This is a genomic window from Pigmentiphaga sp. GD03639, assembly GCF_029845405.1.
Taxonomy (GTDB): domain Bacteria; phylum Pseudomonadota; class Gammaproteobacteria; order Burkholderiales; family Burkholderiaceae_B; genus Pigmentiphaga; species Pigmentiphaga daeguensis.
The window spans coordinates 222,397-241,676 of sequence record NZ_JAOCLR010000002.1 but is presented as its reverse complement, the minus strand read 5'-3'; the positions used below and the strand labels follow the sequence as shown (position 1 = coordinate 241,676).

Here is a 19,280-nt window from a genome sequence, read left to right as displayed (position 1 = left end):
TGATGTCTGACATGCACCATAGGTATATCCAAGCCATGGCCAAGCGTCTTTCCCACCAGGTGGACCTGAACCTGCTCGAGCTCTTCCTGGCGGTATACGGCAGCCGCAACCTGACCACCGCCGGCAGGGAGCTCGGGCTGAGCCAGCCCGCGATGAGCCGCGCCCTCGCCCGCCTGCGCGATGCCTATGGCGATCCGCTGTTCGTGCGGCAGCCGCACGGCCTGCTGCCCACGCCCCTGGCCGACGACCTGAACACATCCCTGCACCAGGCCCTGGACATCGTGAGGGGGACGCTGCAGACGCCGGCCTTCGTGCCCGCCACCGAACGGCGCGTATTCACGCTGGCGATGTCGGACGTCAGCGAGCAGGTCTTTCTGCCCGGACTGGCCCGGCGGGTGGCGGAGCTGGCGCCCGGCGTGCACCTGCGCACGAGCCAGTTGCAGGGCAAGGCACTGCGCGAGGCCATGGCGGACGGCAACGTGGACCTGGCCGTCGGCCACCTGCGCCTGGATCCGGAGGGACTGCAGATCGGCCGGCTCTTCTCGGCGCGCTACGCCTGCATCGCCCGCAACGACCACCCCGCCATATTCGGCCGGATGACCATGGAGAACTTCCGTCAGCTCGGCCACGTGATATCGGAAGGTTCAATGACGGGTCATGCGCACGTGCTGGAGGGCATTCTCGCCTCGCCCGGCGTGGGCGCTTCCGTCGCGCTGCGCGTGGGCCACTTTCTCTCGATCGGCCGCATCGTCGCCCAGACCGACTACATCGCCACCATTCCCCGCACCCTGGCCGCGACGTTCGAGGCCGCATGGGGCGTCAGGATGTATGACCCGCCGCTGCGCCTGCCCGCCTACGACGTATCCCAGTTCTGGCACGAGCGCTACGCGCGCGAACCCGGGCGGGTCTGGATGCGGACGGTGATCCACGAACTGTTCGGCCGGGCCCCCTGACCGCGCGGGCGGGAGCCGGAGGCGCCGCGCCGCGGGTCGGCTCGACAGCACCCCGGCCAATTGCTATGTTCGCGAAAAGGGGCGCCGTCCCGGCTCCCCGCCGCTACCCGGCTTTCCCTCGTCCATGAACACACACGAAACGGATGCCCCGACGGCAGCCCCCGGCAGGCCCGACGGTGGCTACGGCTGGGTCGTCGTCGCCGCGGGCGCGCTGATCACCTGCGTGGCCGCGGGTGCCATGTTCTCGCTGGCGGTCTACCTGCAGCCCATCTCCACCGATACCGGCTGGTCGCGCGCAGGCATCTCGGCGGCCATGACGCTGGACTTCCTGGTGATGGGCGCCGCGGCGTTCGGCTGGGGCGCGCTGAGCGACCGTTACGGCACGCGCCCCGTGATCCTGGCCGCCTCGCTGTTGCTGGGCCTGGGGCTGCTGCTGGCCAGCCGCGCCACTTCGCTGCTGGCCTTCCAGCTCGGCTATGGCGTGCTGGTGGGTGTGGCGGGCGGCGCGTTCTTCGCCCCGCTGATGGCGGTGACGACCCTCTGGTTCGAGCGCCATCGCGCCCTGGCCGTCTCCCTGGTCTCCGCGGGCATGGGCGTTGCGCCCATGACCGTGTCGCCGCTGGCCAGCTGGCTCATCCTGGAGCATGGCTGGCGCACGGCGATGACGACGACAGGCATCGCCGCCCTGCTGCTCCTGATCCCGGCGGCCCTGTTCGTCCGGCAGCCACCTGCCGGAATGGCCGGCCAAGCCCGGCCCGAGGCGGAGGATCCCGGCCTGTCGGTCCGCCAGGCCCTGAGATCGGCGCCCTTCGCCGCGCTGGCGCTGACCTTCTTCCTGTGCTGCGCCGCCCATTCCGGCCCGATCTTCCACGTGGTCAGCTTCGCCACGTTCTGCGGCATCGCGCCCATGGCCGCCGTCACCATCTACAGCGTCGAAGGACTGGCCGGGCTGGGAGGACGGTTGCTGCTGGGGACCCTGGCCGACCGGCTCGGCACCAAGCGGGTACTGATCGCGGGCCTGCTACTGCAGGCGCTGGTGATAGCCGTCTATTCGCAGGCCCGCGCGATCGGCGAATTCTATGGCCTGTCCATAATGCTGGGAGCCGCCTATGGCGGCGTGATGCCGCTGTACGCGGCGCTGGCGCGGGACTACTTCGGGCCGCGCATCATGGGCAGCGTGCTGGGCGCCGCGGTCATGGCCTCCAGCCTGGGCATGGCCTTCGGACCGCTGGCCGGAGGCTGGATCTTCGACCACTTCAACGGCTATGCCTGGCTGTACCTGGGCTCGGCCGCGGTCGGCATGGGCGCGGTCGCGATGGCCTTCGCCTTCCCGCCGTCGCCGACGCGGGCGGCGCCGCATCCGGCCTGAGGATCAGGCGGGGTACATCGGCTTGTTGTCGTTCAGGTTCAGCCAGCCCTTCACGATGCGGTAGATGTACCAGATGAAGGCCACGAACCACACGACCCAGCCGATGAAGGCCCACACCGTCAGCGCCCCCACGATGGCCCACAGCACGGAGAACCAGAACGTGCGGATCTGCCAGCGGAAGTGGCTGTCCAGCCAGGTGCCGGCCATGTCGCCTTTCTTGACGTAGTTGATGATGATCGCGACGATGCTGCTCAGCCCGATCAGGATGGCCAGCGCATACAGCGCATAGACGACGGTGGTGAGGTTCTTGGCGGATTGAAGCTTGGCGGAGTCGACGGTGACGTCGTTCATGATGCACCTCTTGTTGTTGTCGGTAGCGGGCATCGGGAAGCGCATGGTCGGGCGGCCGCGCCGCCTGCTGCGGTCACGGCCTGGCGGCACGCCGGCGCACCAGGCGCCATCCCATCAACCCCGCGAAGACCACAGTGTAGAGAAACACCGCCGAAAAATCATTCTTGCCGGCCTTCTGCCACCAATAGTGCAACAGCACGAGCACGCCGATCAGGTAGACCAGCCGGTGCAGCGACTGCCAGCGCGAGCCCAGGCGCCGCATCCAGCCGCGCGTGGACGTGGCCGCGAGCAGGCACAGCCCCACGAAACCGGCGAAGCCCATCGTGATGAACGGACGCCTGGCCACGTCGCGTGCGATGGACATGAGATCGAACCACTGGTCCCACCAGATGTAGGTGGTGAAATGCAGGCAGGCGTAGAAGAAAGCGAACAGCCCGCACATGCGGCGCACCCGCAGCAAGGCCGGCTGGCGGAGCAGGACGCGCAGGGGACTGACCGCCAGCGTGACCAGCAGCGCCACCAGGGTCCAGGTGCCCGAGGAACGGGTCAGGAACTCCACGGGATTGGCCGTCAGCGCATCCGTCGCCCCCAGCCAGATCCAACGCGCCAGCGGCAGCAGCGCGACGATGAACAGCAGGACCTTGAAGCGCCCCACCGCCAGTCCGAACACGCGCGGCTCGGGCGGCGCGGCCCGGGCGGCGGTCCGATGCGATGCGACGGGCGCATCCGCCATCTCAGTAATCGCGCGCCAGATCCATGCCGGCGTAAAGGCTGGCGACCTGGTCGCCGTAGCCGTTGAACATCAGCGTCTTGCGCTTGGGCGAAAACAGGCCGTCCTCGCCGATGCGCCGCTCGGCCGCCTGGCTCCAGCGCGGATGGGGCACATTGGGGTTGACGTTCGCGTAGAAGCCGTATTCCTGCGGCGCGGCCTTGACCCAGCTGGTGGCGGGCTGCTTTTCCACGAAACGTATCTTCACCAGCGACTTGCCCGACTTGAAACCGTATTTCCACGGCACCACCACGCGCACGGGCGCGCCGTTCTGGTTGGGCAGGGTTTCACCGTAGACGCCGAAGGTGAGCAGGGTCAGCGGCTGCATGGCCTCGTCCATGCGCAGCCCTTCGACATAGGGCCAGTCGAGCACGCGCGTCCGCAGGCCGGGCATGGTATCGGGCTGCACGGCGGTGACGAATTCGACGAAACGGGCGTTGCCGGTGGGCTCGACCCGGCGGATGAGCGCGGCAAGGGAATACCCGGTCCAGGGGATCACCATGGACCAGCCCTCGACGCAGCGCAGCCGGTAGATCCGCTCTTCCAGCGGCGCCAGCTTGCGCAGGTCGTCCAGGGACAATACCTGCGGTTTCTTGACCTCGCCCTCGATCGCGACCGTCCAGGGCGACGTGCGGAAACGCCCCGCGTGGTCCGAGGGATCTCCCTTGTCGGTGCCGAATTCGTAGAAATTGTTGTAGGTGGTGACGTCCTTCTGCGAGGTCGGCTTGTCCATCACCACGAAGGCGCCATTACGCTGCGCCGCCAGCTTCACGCCCGTCGTCTGCGCGAACGCCTGGCGGCCGCTCCACCCCGCCAGCCCCATCGCCGACGCGGCCAGCCCCGCCTGCAGCATCAACCGCCGCCGGTCCCGATAGACCGCCTCGGGCGTGATCTCGGAAGGCAAAATATCGGAAGGCCTGCGTATCAGCATGACGGTCTCCAGTCCGTATAAAGCCCACCCCGTACCCGCTTACGCGGGCCCCCTCAAGGGGGCGACGCGGGTGGACCGGCAAAGCCGGATCCACCGCATCCTGGGTCTAGGACCGCTATCTTGGGGTGTGGTTCCGTTGCTATCGCTGGCTGCCAGCGGTAGCAACCGTGAGCCAATGTCAGAGCTCTCCATAGGAGTGCAGGCCGGACAGGAACATGTTCACGCCCAGGAACGCGAAACCCGTCACCAGCAGGCCCACCAGGGCCCAGTAGGCGGCGGCGTTGCCGCGCAGGCCCTTGATCAGCCGCATGTGCAGCCAGGCCGCGTAGTTGAGCCAGACGATCAGCGCCCAGGTTTCCTTCGGGTCCCACTGCCAGTAGGCGCCCCAGGCGTCGGCCGCCCACAGCGCGCCCAGCACCGTGGCCACGGTGAAGAACGCGAAGCCCACGGCGATGGCCTTGTACATGATGTCGTCCAGCACCTCGAGCGCGGGCAGGCGCTCGGCAAGCTGGCGGCGGCCCAGCAGGATGCCGCCGACGATCAGCGCGGCCACGCCGGCGTAGGTCATCCAGTAGGCCGGCATGCCGCTCTGGCGGAAGATCATGGGTTCGACCGCCAGCAGCACGCCCAGGACGAACAGCGGCGCCAGCTTCACCCACGAGGAGGTCTTGCCGTGCGCCTTGACGAGGTAGGCGAAGGCGACCATGGCCGCCAGCGAGAACGTGCCGTAGCCGATGAAGTTGGCGGGCACGTGCAATTTCATCCACCAGCTTTGCAGGGCCGGCACCAGCGGCTGGATCTGCTGCGCGCCGCGGTCGAAGGTGTACCAGATCAGGAAGGCGACCGCAGAGGCGATGACCAGCAGCACGAAGCCACCCAGGCTGCGCGTGTCGTACTTGCGCTCGTAGTACAGGTAGAACAGCGCGGTGATGAGCGAAAAGAGGATGAAGACTTCGTACAGGTTGCTGACGGGGATGTAGCCGATGTCCGGGCTGAGCAGGTAGCTTTCATGCCAGCGCACCAGGAGGCCGGTCAGGCCGGCGAACACCGCGCTCCAGGTCAGCGCCGTCCCCAGCCAGGCCGCGGTGCCGCTGCGGGCGACCAGGCCTATCCAGTAACACGCGGTGGCGATGATGAACAGCGCGCACATCCACAGGATGGCGGACTGCGAGGACAGCAGGTACTTGAGGAGGAAGGCCTGGTCGGCCCGCGCGAGGTCGCCTTGGTAGAGCGTGACGGCCAGGCCGCCGCTGATGGCCACCGCGATCATCAGCGCACGCAACGGCCGCCACAGCCACGCCAGCCAGGCCAGCACCACGACCGCGCCACCCAGGATGGCCTTGTCGTAGTAGTTCATGATCCCGCCGACCCGCTGGAACGCGAAGGCGGCGCCAGCCGCCAGCAGCACGGCGAAGGCGATGTCGGTCCAGTCTACCCGGCGCGGGCCGTCCATGCCCCGCCGGGGAGCCCGGCCGGCGCCCGGGCGGGCGGATGAGGTCAGTTCCATTTAGCTACCCTTTCTGCTGCGGCGACAAGGCGGCGATATCCGCCTTGAGCCGTTCGAATTCCTGGTTGAAATCCAGCGTGCGCCGCTGGGAAGTCATGGCCATCAAGGTCTGCGCGCCCTGCCCGTCCTGTCCGGGCTTGACCCACAGCCACACGCGGCGCTCGCGGATGTAGAACATCGAGAACACGCCCAGGATCAACAGCACGCAACCCAGGTATACCGCATTTTTACCGGGGGTCCGGCTCAATTGGAACACGCTGGCCTGGACGTGATGGAAATCCTTCAGGCCGAGGATGACCGGCGCCGGATACAGGAACAGGTCCGACATCGCGCCCACCGCCGCCTGCGTCCACGCCACCGCCGCGGCCGCCTCGGGGCCGCTGGTGGGCAGCACGGGCAGCCCGGCGCGCTCACGCTCGACCGCGCGCAGCTCGGCCATCGCCCCGCCCAGCAGCTTGACCACGACGTCGGCCGCGCGCTGCTGCTCGCCCGACGACACATTGGTTTCCAGGAAACGGGCGATGGATTGCAGGCCACCGTCGGCGAAAGTATCCAGGGCCCGCTCGGCCGATGCCTGCAACTGCGCGGTCAGTTCGCCGTCGGCGGCGCCGCCCGAGGCGAGCCGGTTGGCGTGGGCGAACCTGCGCGCGGCCAGCGCGCGGGCCTGCGGATCCTGCAGGATGGCGCGCAGCCCCATGAATTCCTTCAGGGAATTGTCGGCGTCGGCCGGCATGCGCACGTAGCGGAAATCCTCGTCGGGATTGGTGCGCACCCCCGACAGGAAGACCTTCACGCCGTCGACCTCGACGGGCAGCATGTAGTTGTGGAATTCGTGCGCCTGGCCGCTGGCGTCGCGCAGCTTGTACTGCACGCTGGGACCGACGTTGCGGAAGTCCTCGTTCTGGCCCACGCGGGCGGCGCTGCCGGACACCGCGGCCACGTGCTCGCGCAGCGCCTTGGGTTCGGCCGCGCCCACGCGGCCATTGGCGAAGTTCTCGACGTTGATGGGACGAAAGCCGCTGAACTCGACGGTCAGGTCCTTCAGCGCGTCGCTGGCCGGAGCGCCGTCGGCCACCAGCTGCGCCGTGCCGCCGACCTTGCCCGACACCGGGAAGGTATAGGGCTGGTCGCCGCGCAAGGCGTAGCCCGTCAGTTCCAGGGAACTGCCGCCGTCGTCGAAGCTGGACTGGTAGACCGTCACGCCCTTGTAGCGCAGCGGTTCATTGACCTTGATGGTGGCGGGGAAGTGTTCGCCGGTCTCGTTGTCGGTGACTTCGACCTCGCTCGCGAACAGGCGCGGCATGCCGGTGGAATAGTATTCGACGATGAACTTCTTCAGCTCCAGCGTGAACGGCAGGGGCTGCACCAGCGCACCGTCGTCCACCATGACGATGCCGTTGCGCGCCTTGCCGCCCTCGGGCACCAGCACGCTGCTGCGGAAGCTGGGATTGCCCAGGCCCAGGCGCCCGGAGGCGGGCACGTCGGCGATGGCCATGTTCTCGAACAGGGGCTTCTTGCCGGCCAGCCAGATCTGCAGCCGTATCGGCAGTTCGCTGTCGAGCAGGCCGCCTATGCAGACGATGACGATGGCCGTGTGCGCGAAGATGTAACCCAGCCGATTGCCGCTGCCCCGCTTGGCCGCCAGTAGCGTGGCCGGGCCTTCGGCCCGGGTGCGCACGGCATAGCCTTGGCGCTTGAGCAATTCGGCCAGCGAGCCGGCCAGCCGCGACGGCGCCTCGGGCGACGCGAACTCGGCGCGATGGTGGAAGGACCGCAGGCTGTTCTCGCGCACGTGCTCGCGGAACGAGCGCATGTCGCGGACCATCTTGGGCGCGGTGCGGATGATGCACAGGCTGGTGGAGACCACCAGGAATCCCATGATGAGCAGGAACCACCACGCGTTGTAGACGTGATAGAGCGAGAAGGTGTCGAACACCTCGAACCAGAACTGGCCGAACTGGTTGACATAGTTGTTCGACGGCTGGTTCTGCACCAGCACCGTCCCGACGATGCTGGCCAGGCAGATGAAGACCAGCAGGCTGACGGCGAACCGCATCGAGGCCAGCAGTTCGAGCAGGTCGGCGCCAAGGCCGCGCGAGGCTGGGCGGGAAGCGGAGGAAGTAGCGATGGTCATGATGGGTGCTGCGGACCTCGGTTCGGACAGGTCGGTTGCCGCTGGAATCCTGCCAGGTATGCATCCTGCCAAGAATGCAAAAGGGGCGGAAGATCCGCCCCTTCAATGACCGCGATCGACAGCAGTGGTTCCTGGCGCGGATCAGCGCAGGCCGGCGATGTAGTCGGCCACGGCCTTGATTTCGGCGTCGGTCATCTTGTTGGCGATCTGCGCCATGGGCACGTTATTGTGCCGCGCGCCGCTGCGGAAGGCCACCAGCTGGGCCTCGGTATATTCGCCGAACTGGCCACCCACGCGCGGATATTGCGAGGGGATGCCGGCGCCGTTGGGGCTGTGGCAGGAGGCGCAGGCCGGGACGCCCTTGCTGGCGATGCCGGCGCGGAAGATGCGCTGGCCCAGCTCGACGGTGTCCTTGCTCTTGGCCACGGCGGGCTTGAGGGTCTGAGCACCCAGGTAGGCCGAGATGTTGCGCATGTCCTCGTCGGTCAGGCCGGCGACGTTGGCGTTCATGACGGCATTGACGCGCTCGGGCGTCTTGGCGCCTTCCTTGACCTTGAAGTTGACGAGCTGCTTGTAGATGTAGTCGGGATGCTGGCCGGCCAGCTTGGGGTTGGCGGCGCCGGCGCTGTTGCCGCCGGGACCATGGCAGCTGGCACAGGAAATGATGTTGCGGGCCGCGTCGCCGTTGGTGAACAACTGCTCGCCCTTGGCCGCATCGACCTTGGGACGGGGCTGGGCATCGGCGGCCACGGAAGGCAGGGCCACCGCCGCACCCAGGATTGCACCGCTCGCGACAAGCATCAGGGACAGCACACGCTTCATGAAAACCTCGACCTAAATTCCACAATCAGGCTACGGATACGCGACTCACGGATGCCCTGCTCCTGCTGCTCCCGCCGGCTTGCGGCAAGGATTCTCCTGCAGGTGTCTCCGCGGGGCCCACCTACCCCGTTATCGATTCGACCCGGCTCGCGCCGGAGGTGATCGTTCTTCTACTGCGAGTTTTGTTCTACTGCAAACCCGGTCCGCCCCCGCTTGCGCGGGGAGCGCATAGGCAAGCCCGACCGCGCTTTCCTATGTTAAGTAACCGCTTATTATAGCAACTACAACGTAGCCCATAGAAAACTATTCGGGAAGGACCACCATGGCTGTCTACCAGCTCGGCGCCGACGCGCCCCACATTCCGGACTCGGCGTACGTGGCCGAGCAGGCCACCGTCATCGGCAAGGCCAGGCTGGGCGAGCACGCCAGCGTCTGGCCGGGCGCGGTGATCCGGGCGGACAACGACGACATCATCCTGGGCGACTCCAGCAACGTCCAGGAAGGCGCGGTGCTGCACACCGACCCCGGGCTCAAGCTCACCATCGGCGACTACGTGACCGTCGGGCACCAGGCCATGCTGCACGGCTGTACCATCGGCGACGGTTCGCTGATCGGCATCCAGGCCGTGGTGCTGAACCGCGCGGTCATCGGCAAGAACTGCCTGGTGGGCGCGGGCGCCATCGTGACCGAGGGCAAGGAGTTCCCCGACCGATCGCTGATCCTGGGGGCACCCGCCAAGGTCGTGCGCCAGCTGACCGACGAGGACATCGCCCGCATCCGGGCCGGCGTGGAAAGCTACGTGAAGCGGCAGCGGTTGTTCAAGAAGGAATTGAAGCGGGTCGGCTGACGGGCGGCCGCGCCGCGGGGCCGGTCGTACAATAGCGGGTTATTGCTTAACTTCGCCGGCCGGCGACGCCCAGTGTCCATTCTCCATCGCGCCCATTTCACGACGTCCGCCGCCCGGCTCGACCAGTTGCCCCCGCCCGGGGCGCCGGAGGTCTGCTTCGTCGGCCGCTCCAACGCCGGCAAGTCGTCGGCGATCAACGTGCTGACCCAGCAAAGGCGCCTGGCCTTCTCCAGCAAGACGCCGGGCCGCACCCGGCTGATCAACATGTTCGGCCTGCCCGATCCGCTCGAACCCGAGCGCGACCTGGGGTTCCTTGTCGACCTGCCCGGCTACGGCTATGCCTCGGTGGCCCGGGAAGACCGCTCGCAGTGGGCCCAGGTGCTGGGCGGCTACCTGCGCAACCGGACCTCGCTGGCCGGCGTCGTGCTGCTGGTGGACATCCGCCGCGGCGTGACCGACCTGGACCGCAACCTGATCGACTGGATCGCCCCGTCCGGCAAGCCGGTACTGGCCTTGCTGACCAAGGCCGACAAGTTTCCCTACGGCCAGCGCATCAAGGCCCAGTTCGCGGTGAAGAAGGAACTGGCCGCCATCGGCGCGCTGCACACCGTGCCGTTTTCCTCGACCCATCGCATCGGCCTGGACGAAGCGACGGCCCATATCGAGGGCTGGCTGATGCCGCAGGTCGCGGCATGACGCCCGCGACGGAGCGATGGTATCTTGCGATGGCATGGGGCCCGTCCCCCGCCGCGCAGCATTGACAGGACGACAACCGCAATGAGCCAACACGAAGTATTCGCCGACTTTCCCGCCGGTCGCCCCCGCCGCCTGAGGCGCGACGACTTCACCCGCCGCCTGGTGCGCGAGAGCCGGCTGTCGGCCGACGACCTGATCTATCCCGTGTTCGTGGCCGAGGGCAAGGGGCTGCGCCAGCCGGTGCCGTCGCTGCCCGGCGTCGAGCGCTACAGCCTGGACACCCTGCTGCCGGTGGCCGAGGAATGCGTCGAGCTCGGCATCCCGGTCCTTGCGCTGTTCCCCGTGATCGCGCCGGAGCTGAAGACGCCTGACGGCATCGCCGCGACGCGCCCCGACGGCCTGATCCCGCGCGTGGTGGCGGAGCTCAAGAAGCGCCTGCCCGAGCTGGGCATCCTGACCGACGTCGCGCTCGACCCCTACACCAGCCACGGGCAGGACGGCCTGATCGACGAATCCGGCTACGTGCTGAACGAACCCACGGTCGAGATACTGGTCAGGCAGGCCCTGGCGCAGGCCGAGGCCGGCGTGGACATCGTCGCGCCCAGCGACATGATGGACGGGCGCATCGGCGCCATCCGCCAGGCCCTGGAAGGCAACGGCCAGATCCATACCCGCATCATGGCCTACTCGGCCAAGTACGCCAGCGCGTTCTACGGCCCCTTCCGCGATGCCGTCGGCTCGGCCTCGAACCTGGGCAAGTCGAACAAGGCGGCCTACCAGATGGATCCGGGCAACATCGACGAGGCCCTGCGCGAAGTCGCGCTGGACCTGCGCGAGGGCGCGGACATGGTCATGGTCAAGCCCGGCATGCCCTACCTGGACGTGCTGAGGCGGGTCAAGGACACCTTCCGCGTCCCCACTTTCGCCTATCAGGTCAGCGGCGAGTACGCGATGCTCAAGGCGGCCAGCGCCAATGGCTGGCTGGACGAGGACAAGGTCGTCATGGAAGCGCTGCTGGCGTTCAAGCGCGCCGGGGCCGACGGCATCCTGACCTATTTCGCCCTCGACGCGGCCCGCAAGCTGAAAGGCTGAAGCCATGGACGTCCTCTGGATCTCGGAACACGGAGGGCCCCGTCCACACAACGCGGCGCAATTGGCCGCCAGCAAGGGCTACCTGTGGATAGACGCGGGCGCCGAAGACCTGGCGGCCGACCCCGATGCCTGGCGCGACGAAATCGCGCGACTGACCGGCGTGCAATTGCACGACCTGCACCTGCAGGACGCCGCCAACCCGGTCCACCCTTCGTACTTCGACAACACCACCACCTACGAGATGGTGGTGTTCCGCCGCATCGTGACCGACGCGCCGGAGGCCGAGCCGCGCCCCGCGGCCAACGGCAAGATGGGGATCCCGCTGCTGGCGAGCCTGCGCACGCAGCCGGTGTCGTTCTTCGTGCTCGGGCAGGCGCTGATCACCGTGCGCCACGGCTACAGCGCCACCTGCCAGGAAATGAAGCGCCGCCTGGCCGAGCAGCGCGGCGAGGCCCCGCCCGAGGGGCGGCGCGACCGCACGCCCAGCAGCATCGGCCCGCTGGGCCGCGTTCCGTCCGGCCCCGCCGAACTGATGCTGCGGCTGCTGAACGGCATGGTCGACAAGTATCTCGCGCTGCGCCAGCCCCTGACCCTGCAGCTCGATCGCTGGCAGCGCGAACTGCTCAACCCCAACGGCCGTTTCCGCAACTGGCTGGCGCTGCTCGATGCCCGCATCGTGCTGCGGCGGCTGGAGAACATCTGCGAGGAACAGTACGACGCGCTGTCCGAGCTGCGCGACGCGGCCATGGACCGCAGCGAGGATGCCTGGGGCTCCGGCGCCTTCGACCAGCGGCGCGATGCGCTGCTGGTACGCATCAATGACGTCATGGAACACGTGAACCGCGTGCTCGGCCACGCGCGGCGCATGGAGTCGTCGGTGGAAACCGCGGTGCAACTGCACTTCTCCGCCACGGCCCACCGCACCAACGAGATCATGCGCATCCTGACCGTCGTCACGGTCATCTTCATGCCGCTCACACTCATCACCGGCATCTTCGGGATGAACGTGGACCACCTGCCCTTCGTGCACGAGCGGGGCTCGTTCTGGTGGATCATGGCCGGCATGGTGCTGCTGGCGCTGCTGCTGTGGAGCTGGTTCTCGGCCCGCCGCTTCCTGGAAATGCGGCCCTACCGGGTGGCGGAGGCCCTGGCGCGCAAGGCCGGGCTGAGGGCCGGCAGGGAAGACGCGGACACGGCGGACAGGCTTTGACCCATGGCGACACGCGCCTCGCTCCCGGACCGTTCGCGCTTGATCGCCGCGCGCCTTTACGAAGGCATCGCGGCGCCGGAGCAATGGCAGGCGGGACTGGGCCTGCTGGCCGCTGAAGTGGGCGGCCAGGCCTTCCAACAGGTGACCGTGAACCTGCGTGACGGCAGCGTGCCGGACAGCGTGATCTGCGACGCCGCGCCGCTGCACAAGTTCGCCGAATACGCCGAGCACTACGTGCGGGACGACGAACGGCTGACACTCTTCGCGCACCTGCGGGAAGGCAGCTTCATTCTCGACCACGAACACCTGGATCGCCGGCAGATGTCGCGTTCCGCGGTCTACGCCGATTTCCTGCGCAGCGTGGACCTGCGCCATACCCTGTGCGTCCTGCAACGCGACGACGGCCAGACGCGCGACTACCTGGGCATCATGCGTCCGGTGGACCACCGCCCCTATGGCGAACGCGAGCGCGCCCTGCTGGAACTGGTCATGCCCGACATGGTTCGCGCGGCGGGACTGCGGGCGCGCATGAGGCAATTGCAGCGCGAAGCCCTGCTGGGCCGGGCCGCGCTGGACGGATTGCCGCGTGGCGTGGCAATCGTCGACATCCGTGGCCGGGTCGAATACGCCAATGCGCGCGCCGAAAGGTACCTGCGCGTTTCGCCCTGGGCGAGCGCGAAAGGCGGCATGCTGGCCATGCGGGACGCCCCCACTCAGCGGCGACTGCAGGCGGCGCTGAAGCAGGCCTGCTCGGCCGGCAGGAAAGCCGACCTCTTTCCGGCCGGCGGGTCCCCGGCACCGGCCTGGATCACGGTCCTGCCGCTGGATGCCACGCACCTGCTGGCCGGGCTGCGCGATACGCCGCTGGCCATGCTGATTTTCTCCGTGCCTGCCGACAGCCTGCCGCTGGACGCCCGGCTCATCATCCAGGCCCTGGACATCACGCCCGCGGAGGCACGCCTGGCCCACGCCCTGGCCACCGGCCAGACTCTCAAGGAATTCGCCGCCGCGCACGCCGTCTCGCCGGAAACCGTGCGCAGCCACCTGAAAAATCTTTTCAGGAAGACCGGCTGTCGGCGGCAGGTCGAGCTGGTGCAGTTGATCCGGACGCTGGCCTGAGCGTCAGCGCGCGGCCGTCGCCAGCACGTCGTCCAGCACGCGCGAGAAACGCTCGGCCCCCTGGAAACCGATCACCCGCTGGGGCAGCGGCGCGCCGCCCGGCGCGAAGAACACGATGCCCGGGGGCCCGAACAGCCGGAAGCGCTTGAGCAGTTCGCGATCGTCGGCATTGTTGGCGGTCACGTCCGCCTGCACGAGGCGCATGCCGGCCAGCCGCTGCGCGACGTCGGGGCGGGGAAAGGTCAGCGCCTCCATTTCCTTGCACGAGACGCACCAGTCGGCATAGAAATCCAGCATCACGGGACGGTCGGACGCGGCCAGCAGCGCGTCCAGCTCGGCCACCGAGCGTACGCGCTCGAATGACGCCGCAGCCCCGGGCCGCGACGAGGCTCCTCCTGGCGGGCTCCAGAGTCCCTCCCCGCCCCGGGCCGGAGCGGGCCCCTGCACGGGCGGCGCCAGGACCGGACCCTCGCCGCCCGAGGCGGCGAGATGCCCCAGCGGCTGCAAGGGATCGCGGCCGCCGCTGGCCACGCCCACCGCCTGCAGGACGCCGACCAGCGCGAACAGGATGCCCAGGCCCTTGAGCACGCGGCGGCCCGTTCCGGCATCGGCGGGCAGGGCGTCGAACGCATGCAGCAGCGCAGCCGCCAGGATGGCCAGTACCGCCCAGCCCGCCATCTGGATCCAACCCGGCAGCACGGGCCAGAGCATCCACCACGCCACGGCCAGCAGCAGCATGCCGAAGAAACGTTTCACGCCCTCCATCCATCTTCCCGCCTTGGGCAGGAGCGCGCCCGCCGACGCGCCGGCGGCCAGCAGCGGCACGCCCATGCCCCAGGCCAGGGCGAACAACGCGACCCCGCCCAGCAGCACGTCGCCCGTCTGCGAGACGTACAGCAGCGCGCCCGCCAGCGGCGCGGCCACGCACGGCCCGACGATCAGCGCGGACACGGCGCCCATGGCCAGCGCCCCGGTGGCGCGGCCGCCGGGCAGGCGTGAGACCCGGTCCGACAGGGAAGACTGCCAGCTGGACGGCAATTGCAGCGTGAACACGTCGAACATGGCCAGGGCCAGCACGGCCAGCAGCGCGGCGAACACCCCCAGCACCCAGGGCGTCTGCAAGGTGGCCGCCAGGCTGACGCCGCTCAGTGCCGCCAGCAGCCCGACCCCGGTGTAGACCACCGACATGCCCAGCACGTAGGCCGCGGCCAGTCCCAGCCCGCGCAGGCGGGGCCGGGACTGGCCGGCGGCGTCGCCGACCACGATGGCCGACAGGATGGGCACCATGGGCAGCACGCAGGGCGTAAACGACAACAGGATGCCCAGGCCCAGGAAGATCAGCGCCGTGCGGACCAGGCCGCTGCCGGCCAGCATGTCGGCCAGGCCCACGTCGTCCGTGCCGGCGAAGGCCGACCACCGCAGGCCGGCCCCCGCCCCGCCCTCGACTTGCGGCAGGCCGCCCGGCGCCGAGGCGGCGGCGATGCGCAGCTTGTGTTCGGCCGGCGGATAGCACAGGCCGGCGTCGGCGCAGCCCTGGCTGGTCACGGCCAGCGCGAACGCCGTGCCGGTGGGAATCGTCAGGCGGGCCGACACCTTGTCGCGGTAGGTCTCGACTTCCTTGTCGAAGGTCTGGTCGAACTTGACCTGTCCCGGCGGCAACTGGGGATCGCCCAGCGCCACATCCGGCGGATCGGCGACGAAGCGGAACTGCTCGCGGTACATGTAGTAGCCCGGCGCGATCGCCCAGGACAGTTCGATGGCGTCGGGCGCCACGGCGCGCGCGGAAAAGCGGAAGGCCTGCTCCGGCGGCAGGAAGTCCTCCGCCGCCGCGGATCGCGGCATGAACGCGGCGCAGGCCCACACGAGGCACGCCAGGAACCAATGGACGCGCGGGCCGGCGGCCCGCAAACGGAACATGGACATCAGTTTTTCGTTTCCTGCCGGACCCAATCCAGATAGGCCGGCAAACCGTCGGTCACGGGCACGGCGATGATCTCGGGCACCTCGTAGGGATGCAGCCGGGCGATCGTCTCCTGCACGGCCCTCTGGCGGGCCGCCGTGGTCTTGATGAACAGTGGAATCTCGTCGGCGGACTCCACCTCCCCCTTCCATCGATAGATGGACAACACCGGCGCACCGACGTTCACGCAGGCGGCCACCCCGTCTTCGACGAGGCGACGGGCGATGGCCCCGGCGGTATCGGCATCGGGAGCATTGCAGAATACCAGCACCACTTGGCGGGCGGCCTCGGTTGGCGACGACATGGCGATCTCCAGGATATCAGCGCAACAGGCGGCGGCGCATCAGCGCGGTGGCCAGCCAGATGGCGACCGCCGCCGTCAGCGCCAGCTGCAGCACGGGCAACCACGGCTGGTCCGGCATCCGCCCCAGCACCAGCGGCCTCACCAGTTCGATGGCCGGGGCCAGGGGCAACAGCCGTGCCGCCTGCACCAGCGCCTCGGGCAACTGCGACACGGGAAAGAACACGCCGGACAGGAACACCATCGGCGTCACGCCCAGCGTGAAGTAGTACATGAAGAAATCGAAGCCCTTGGCCAGGGCCGACATGACCAGCGCCAGCGCGGCGAAGGTCACGCCCAGCAGGACCAGCGCCGGCGGGATCCACAGCAGCGTGGCGGCGCGCGAGATGTCCAGCGCCACCACCACCAGCAGGATCGCCAGCCCGCTCTTCATGCTCTTGGCCGCGGCCCACAGGATCTCGGCGAACACCACGTCGTCCAGCGACAGCGGCGTGTTCAACATCGCATCCCACGTACGCTGGATGTGCAGCCGCGAAAAGGCGCTGTAGGTGGCCTCGAAGGTGGCCGCGTACAGCGCCCCCATGCAGATCGAGCCGGCAGCCAGGAAAGTCACGTAGGGCACGCCGTCTATGCCCGGCAGCAGGCTGCCCAGGCCGTAGCCCAGCGCCAGCAACGCCACCATCGGATCCATGACATCGCCCAGCACGGTCGTCAACGCCGTCTTGCGCCAGACCAGGAAATTGCGCCGCAGCACCGGCACGCATCCCCGCCCCGGCCGAGGCAAGCCCCAAACTCCCGATCGCGAAGTATCCACCGCCCATTCACTCATCTCAGCCCCCAATCATCCCGACCCTCGATCCAGGGCACAGCGGATCCGGCCGCCGGGCCGCCCCGAGGCGGGTCCCCGCCCCCTCGGAGGACTGCCGCGTAGCGGCTGGGGGCTCACCATGCCGGGCGCGCGAAGCGCGTAGGGGGGTCATTCTCTCAAATCACGGCCGGCCATCCGCAGGAACAGGTCTTCCAGGTTGGCCGACCGGTGCAGATAGCGTATCCGGCCTCCCTCGCGCAGCAGGCCCAGCACCGGTTCCGGCTCGGCCGTATAGCAATAGACCGTTTCGCCGCTGACCTCGACCCGGCCCGGCAAGGCGGCGCGGTGGCGCTCCAGCCAGTCCAGGGCGCCCTCTCCGAACACTTCCACCACCTCCGGTTCGACGTGGCGCGCGATCAGGTCCTGGGGCGCGCCCTCGGCGATCATCCGCCCCCGCTCGAGCAGGCCCAGCCGGTCGCACAGGCGCTCGGCCTCGTCCATGAAATGCGTGGTCAGCAGGATGGTCTTGCCCTGCGCCAGCAGCGTCTTCAGGCGCTCCCAGATCAGATGGCGCGCCTGCGGGTCCAGCCCGGTGGTGGGCTCGTCCATCACGATCAGGTCGGGATCGTTCACCAGCGCCCGCGCCAGCGTCAGGCGCCGCTTCATGCCGCCCGACAGTTCGTTGATGCGCGCCCTGCGCTTGGCCGCCAGCGACGCGAACTCCAGCAGGCCGGGAATGCGGCGGCGGATCTCGGCGTCGGCCAGGCCGAAATAGCGGCCGAATACGAGCAGGTTTTCCTCGACGGTGAAATCAGGATCGAGATTGTCGATCTGCGGCACCACGCCTATGCGCGCCCGGGCCTGGCGCGCCTGCGCCGGCACCGGGTAGTCCAGCAGCCGGATGGTGCCGCCATCCACCGGCGTCAGGCCCAGGATGGATCGCAGCGTGGTGGTCTTGCCCGCGCCGTTGGGGCCCAGCAGTCCATAGCATTCGCCGCGCGCGATCTGGAAGGACAGCGCGTCCACGATGACGCGGCCGCCATAGCGCTTGTCCAGCCGCTCGACCCGCAGCGCGGGTCCGGAGGTAGCCAGGGGCCTGGCCCCCGCGTGCAGCGAATTGGTGGTCATGCGATGAATAGTACCCCGGGGCCGGCGCGCACCCGCTGCGACACCCCCGCGCAGGGTTTTCCTTATGTGGTCGGATGGTTGGAAGTGATTGCCAACTTCGCAGTTTACGTAACATGATGTAACGATTAACCGAGTACATGACCATCATGGGTATGCCCCCGTCCCAGGAAACCTACGACGCCCTCGTCGGACTCTGCTATGAAAGCGTGCTGGACAACGCGCGCTGGCCGGCGCTGCTGGACGCGCTGGCCGCCGCCAGCGGCAGGCAGTTCGGCGCCGTCGCGATCAGCCTGCCCGGCGAAAGCGCCGCCACCGTCACGCTGGCCGCCCGGTGCGATCCCGCCGCCATCCAGGCCTACAACGCCCACTACGGCGCCATCGACCCCATGCGCGAACTGATCGCCGCGACCGATGACGGCCGGTGGAATCACGACCGGCGCGAACTGTCGGCCGAAACCTTCGAGCACCATCCGTACTACCAGGACTTCCAGCAGGCCCAAGGGATGGACAATCGCGCGTCGATTCGGCTGAACGGCCAGGGCACCTGTGTCTACGTCGCCCTCCTGACCGCCATCGGCGTGCGGCCCGACGCCTGCCACGACGATCTGCTGGCGCGCATCGCGCCGCACCTGCAGCGAGCCGGCACGCTTTACGACACGCTCGCCGGATTGCGCGACGGCCTGGCGTTGCGCGACCAGGTGCTGGACAGCCTGCCCACCCCGCTGTGGCTGCTCGATGAAGGCCGGCACGTGGCCTACCGCAATGCAGCGGCCGAACGGCATGCGGCGCTGCCCGATGGCGCCCTGTGCGAATACAACGGCCAGATCCGCCCCCGTCACGCCACCGCCAGCCGGCTCGAAACGGCCATCCTGCAGGCCACGGGGCACGCGGGATCGCGTCGTGCCGCGCGTATCGCGCCGCCCACCGCCGGCGGCCCCGACATCCTGGTTACGCCGCTGTCCGAGGACCACCCCGACAACCCGCTGCAACGCCCGCTCGTCGCGGTCAGCGTGGTCGATCCGGAACAGCAGAACCTGCGGATAAACGACCTGTTCCAGTTCAGCCGGGCCGAGGCGCGCCTGGCCAGCAAACTGCAGGAAGGCCTCAGCCTGGCCGAGTATGCCGAGCGCCAGGGCATCGCGCTCAGCACCGCTCGCACGCAGTTGCGCGCGCTCTTCACGAAAACGGGCACGCACCGGCAGGGCGAGCTCGTCAGCCTGCTGCTGAGGATGGCGCGGCACTGACCGCTTCCCGGCAAGCTCCGGGCAGCGGCCGGATGCCTG

18 protein-coding genes are annotated in these 19,280 nt (G+C 68.6%); 8 read left to right on the top strand and 10 right to left on the bottom strand.

Annotated elements, in window-relative coordinates:
* Positions 1–35: 35 nt before the first annotated feature.
* On the top strand, positions 36–953 hold the full coding sequence (locus N5K27_RS03145) for a LysR family transcriptional regulator (RefSeq protein WP_165963031.1): 918 nt from the start codon (positions 36–38) through the stop codon (positions 951–953).
* Positions 954–1,077: 124 nt separating this feature from the next.
* Positions 1,078–2,322, top strand: a complete 1,245-nt coding sequence (locus N5K27_RS03140; RefSeq protein ID WP_279814611.1) for an MFS transporter — start codon at positions 1,078–1,080, stop codon at positions 2,320–2,322.
* Between the two features lie 3 nt (positions 2,323–2,325).
* On the opposite strand, the gene N5K27_RS03135 is transcribed toward N5K27_RS03140, so the two are convergent.
* From N5K27_RS03135 to N5K27_RS03110, 6 genes are all read right to left on the bottom strand, one after another.
* Positions 2,326–2,673, bottom strand: coding sequence for a hypothetical protein (locus tag N5K27_RS03135; RefSeq protein WP_087838485.1), 348 nt, complete (start codon positions 2,671–2,673; stop codon positions 2,326–2,328).
* A gap of 73 nt (positions 2,674–2,746) precedes the next feature.
* Positions 2,747–3,406: a protein-methionine-sulfoxide reductase heme-binding subunit MsrQ gene (locus N5K27_RS03130; RefSeq protein WP_279814609.1), complete on the bottom strand. Its 660-nt coding sequence runs from the start codon at positions 3,404–3,406 to the stop codon at positions 2,747–2,749.
* Position 3,407: 1 nt separating this feature from the next.
* Entirely contained in the window at positions 3,408–4,373 is a 966-nt protein-coding gene (gene msrP / locus N5K27_RS03125; RefSeq protein WP_279814607.1) for a protein-methionine-sulfoxide reductase catalytic subunit MsrP, read from the bottom strand.
* A gap of 178 nt (positions 4,374–4,551) precedes the next feature.
* Positions 4,552–5,826 (bottom strand): c-type cytochrome biogenesis protein CcsB, encoded by a 1,275-nt coding sequence (gene ccsB, locus N5K27_RS03120; protein WP_243724395.1) that lies wholly within the window; start codon positions 5,824–5,826, stop codon positions 4,552–4,554.
* Between the two features lie 58 nt (positions 5,827–5,884).
* On the bottom strand, positions 5,885–8,017 hold the full coding sequence (locus N5K27_RS03115) for a cytochrome c biogenesis protein ResB (protein ID WP_279814773.1): 2,133 nt from the start codon (positions 8,015–8,017) through the stop codon (positions 5,885–5,887).
* Between the two features lie 138 nt (positions 8,018–8,155).
* The gene (locus N5K27_RS03110; RefSeq protein ID WP_087838270.1) at positions 8,156–8,836 is read right to left on the bottom strand and encodes a c-type cytochrome; all 681 of its coding nucleotides are present in this window, start codon (positions 8,834–8,836) and stop codon (positions 8,156–8,158) included.
* A gap of 322 nt (positions 8,837–9,158) precedes the next feature.
* Here N5K27_RS03110 and N5K27_RS03105 point away from each other — a divergent pair, with 322 nt between their 5' ends.
* The 5 genes from N5K27_RS03105 to N5K27_RS03085 all read left to right on the top strand — a co-directional run bounded on the left by N5K27_RS03105 (position 9,159) and on the right by N5K27_RS03085 (position 13,800).
* Positions 9,159–9,683, top strand: coding sequence for a gamma carbonic anhydrase family protein (locus N5K27_RS03105; RefSeq protein ID WP_279814606.1), 525 nt, complete (start codon positions 9,159–9,161; stop codon positions 9,681–9,683).
* A gap of 72 nt (positions 9,684–9,755) precedes the next feature.
* Complete coding sequence (gene yihA / locus N5K27_RS03100; protein ID WP_087838272.1) at positions 9,756–10,379, top strand: ribosome biogenesis GTP-binding protein YihA/YsxC; 624 nt, start codon at positions 9,756–9,758, stop codon at positions 10,377–10,379.
* A gap of 81 nt (positions 10,380–10,460) precedes the next feature.
* Positions 10,461–11,471 (top strand): porphobilinogen synthase, encoded by a 1,011-nt coding sequence (gene hemB / locus N5K27_RS03095; RefSeq protein ID WP_279814604.1) that lies wholly within the window; start codon positions 10,461–10,463, stop codon positions 11,469–11,471.
* A gap of 4 nt (positions 11,472–11,475) precedes the next feature.
* Positions 11,476–12,681, top strand: coding sequence for a magnesium transporter CorA family protein (locus tag N5K27_RS03090; protein ID WP_132979127.1), 1,206 nt, complete (start codon positions 11,476–11,478; stop codon positions 12,679–12,681).
* A 3-nt stretch (positions 12,682–12,684) separates the two neighbouring features.
* Positions 12,685–13,800, top strand: a complete 1,116-nt coding sequence (locus tag N5K27_RS03085; protein ID WP_279814602.1) for a LuxR C-terminal-related transcriptional regulator — start codon at positions 12,685–12,687, stop codon at positions 13,798–13,800.
* Between the two features lie 3 nt (positions 13,801–13,803).
* On the opposite strand, the gene dsbD is transcribed toward N5K27_RS03085, so the two are convergent.
* The 4 genes from dsbD to N5K27_RS03065 all read right to left on the bottom strand — a co-directional run bounded on the left by dsbD (position 13,804) and on the right by N5K27_RS03065 (position 17,997).
* Complete coding sequence (gene dsbD / locus N5K27_RS03080) at positions 13,804–15,723, bottom strand: protein-disulfide reductase DsbD (RefSeq protein WP_087838276.1); 1,920 nt, start codon at positions 15,721–15,723, stop codon at positions 13,804–13,806.
* Complete coding sequence (gene cutA, locus N5K27_RS03075) at positions 15,723–16,064, bottom strand: divalent-cation tolerance protein CutA (protein ID WP_087838277.1); 342 nt, start codon at positions 16,062–16,064, stop codon at positions 15,723–15,725. The genes dsbD and cutA overlap by 1 nt, the downstream gene beginning before the upstream one ends.
* 16 nt (positions 16,065–16,080) lie before the next feature.
* Entirely contained in the window at positions 16,081–16,845 is a 765-nt protein-coding gene (locus N5K27_RS03070; protein ID WP_243724390.1) for an ABC transporter permease, read from the bottom strand.
* A 192-nt stretch (positions 16,846–17,037) separates the two neighbouring features.
* Complete coding sequence (locus tag N5K27_RS03065; RefSeq protein WP_087838279.1) at positions 17,038–17,997, bottom strand: ATP-binding cassette domain-containing protein; 960 nt, start codon at positions 17,995–17,997, stop codon at positions 17,038–17,040.
* Positions 17,998–18,134: 137 nt separating this feature from the next.
* On the opposite strand from N5K27_RS03065, the gene N5K27_RS03060 reads away from it, so the two are divergent.
* Complete coding sequence (locus N5K27_RS03060; RefSeq protein WP_087838280.1) at positions 18,135–19,241, top strand: helix-turn-helix transcriptional regulator; 1,107 nt, start codon at positions 18,135–18,137, stop codon at positions 19,239–19,241.
* Positions 19,242–19,280: the final 39 nt, after the last annotated feature.

Excerpts from the sequence above, each read along its gene's own strand:
- N5K27_RS03145 (WP_165963031.1), top strand. The coding sequence starts at position 36 with ATGGCCAAGCGTCTTTCCCACCAGGTGGACCTGAACCTGCTCGAGCTC.
- N5K27_RS03140 (WP_279814611.1), top strand. The coding sequence starts at position 1,078 with ATGAACACACACGAAACGGATGCCCCGACGGCAGCCCCCGGCAGGCCC.
- N5K27_RS03135 (WP_087838485.1), bottom strand. The coding sequence starts at position 2,673 with ATGAACGACGTCACCGTCGACTCCGCCAAGCTTCAATCCGCCAAGAAC.
- N5K27_RS03130 (WP_279814609.1), bottom strand. The coding sequence starts at position 3,406 with ATGGCGGATGCGCCCGTCGCATCGCATCGGACCGCCGCCCGGGCCGCG.
- msrP (WP_279814607.1), bottom strand. The coding sequence starts at position 4,373 with ATGCTGATACGCAGGCCTTCCGATATTTTGCCTTCCGAGATCACGCCC.
- ccsB (WP_243724395.1), bottom strand. The coding sequence starts at position 5,826 with ATGGACGGCCCGCGCCGGGTAGACTGGACCGACATCGCCTTCGCCGTG.
- N5K27_RS03110 (WP_087838270.1), bottom strand. The coding sequence starts at position 8,836 with ATGAAGCGTGTGCTGTCCCTGATGCTTGTCGCGAGCGGTGCAATCCTG.
- N5K27_RS03105 (WP_279814606.1), top strand. The coding sequence starts at position 9,159 with ATGGCTGTCTACCAGCTCGGCGCCGACGCGCCCCACATTCCGGACTCG.
- hemB (WP_279814604.1), top strand. The coding sequence starts at position 10,461 with ATGAGCCAACACGAAGTATTCGCCGACTTTCCCGCCGGTCGCCCCCGC.
- N5K27_RS03090 (WP_132979127.1), top strand. The coding sequence starts at position 11,476 with ATGGACGTCCTCTGGATCTCGGAACACGGAGGGCCCCGTCCACACAAC.
- N5K27_RS03085 (WP_279814602.1), top strand. The coding sequence starts at position 12,685 with ATGGCGACACGCGCCTCGCTCCCGGACCGTTCGCGCTTGATCGCCGCG.
- dsbD (WP_087838276.1), bottom strand. The coding sequence starts at position 15,723 with ATGTCCATGTTCCGTTTGCGGGCCGCCGGCCCGCGCGTCCATTGGTTC.
- cutA (WP_087838277.1), bottom strand. The coding sequence starts at position 16,064 with ATGTCGTCGCCAACCGAGGCCGCCCGCCAAGTGGTGCTGGTATTCTGC.
- N5K27_RS03065 (WP_087838279.1), bottom strand. The coding sequence starts at position 17,997 with ATGACCACCAATTCGCTGCACGCGGGGGCCAGGCCCCTGGCTACCTCC.
- N5K27_RS03060 (WP_087838280.1), top strand. The coding sequence starts at position 18,135 with ATGACCATCATGGGTATGCCCCCGTCCCAGGAAACCTACGACGCCCTC.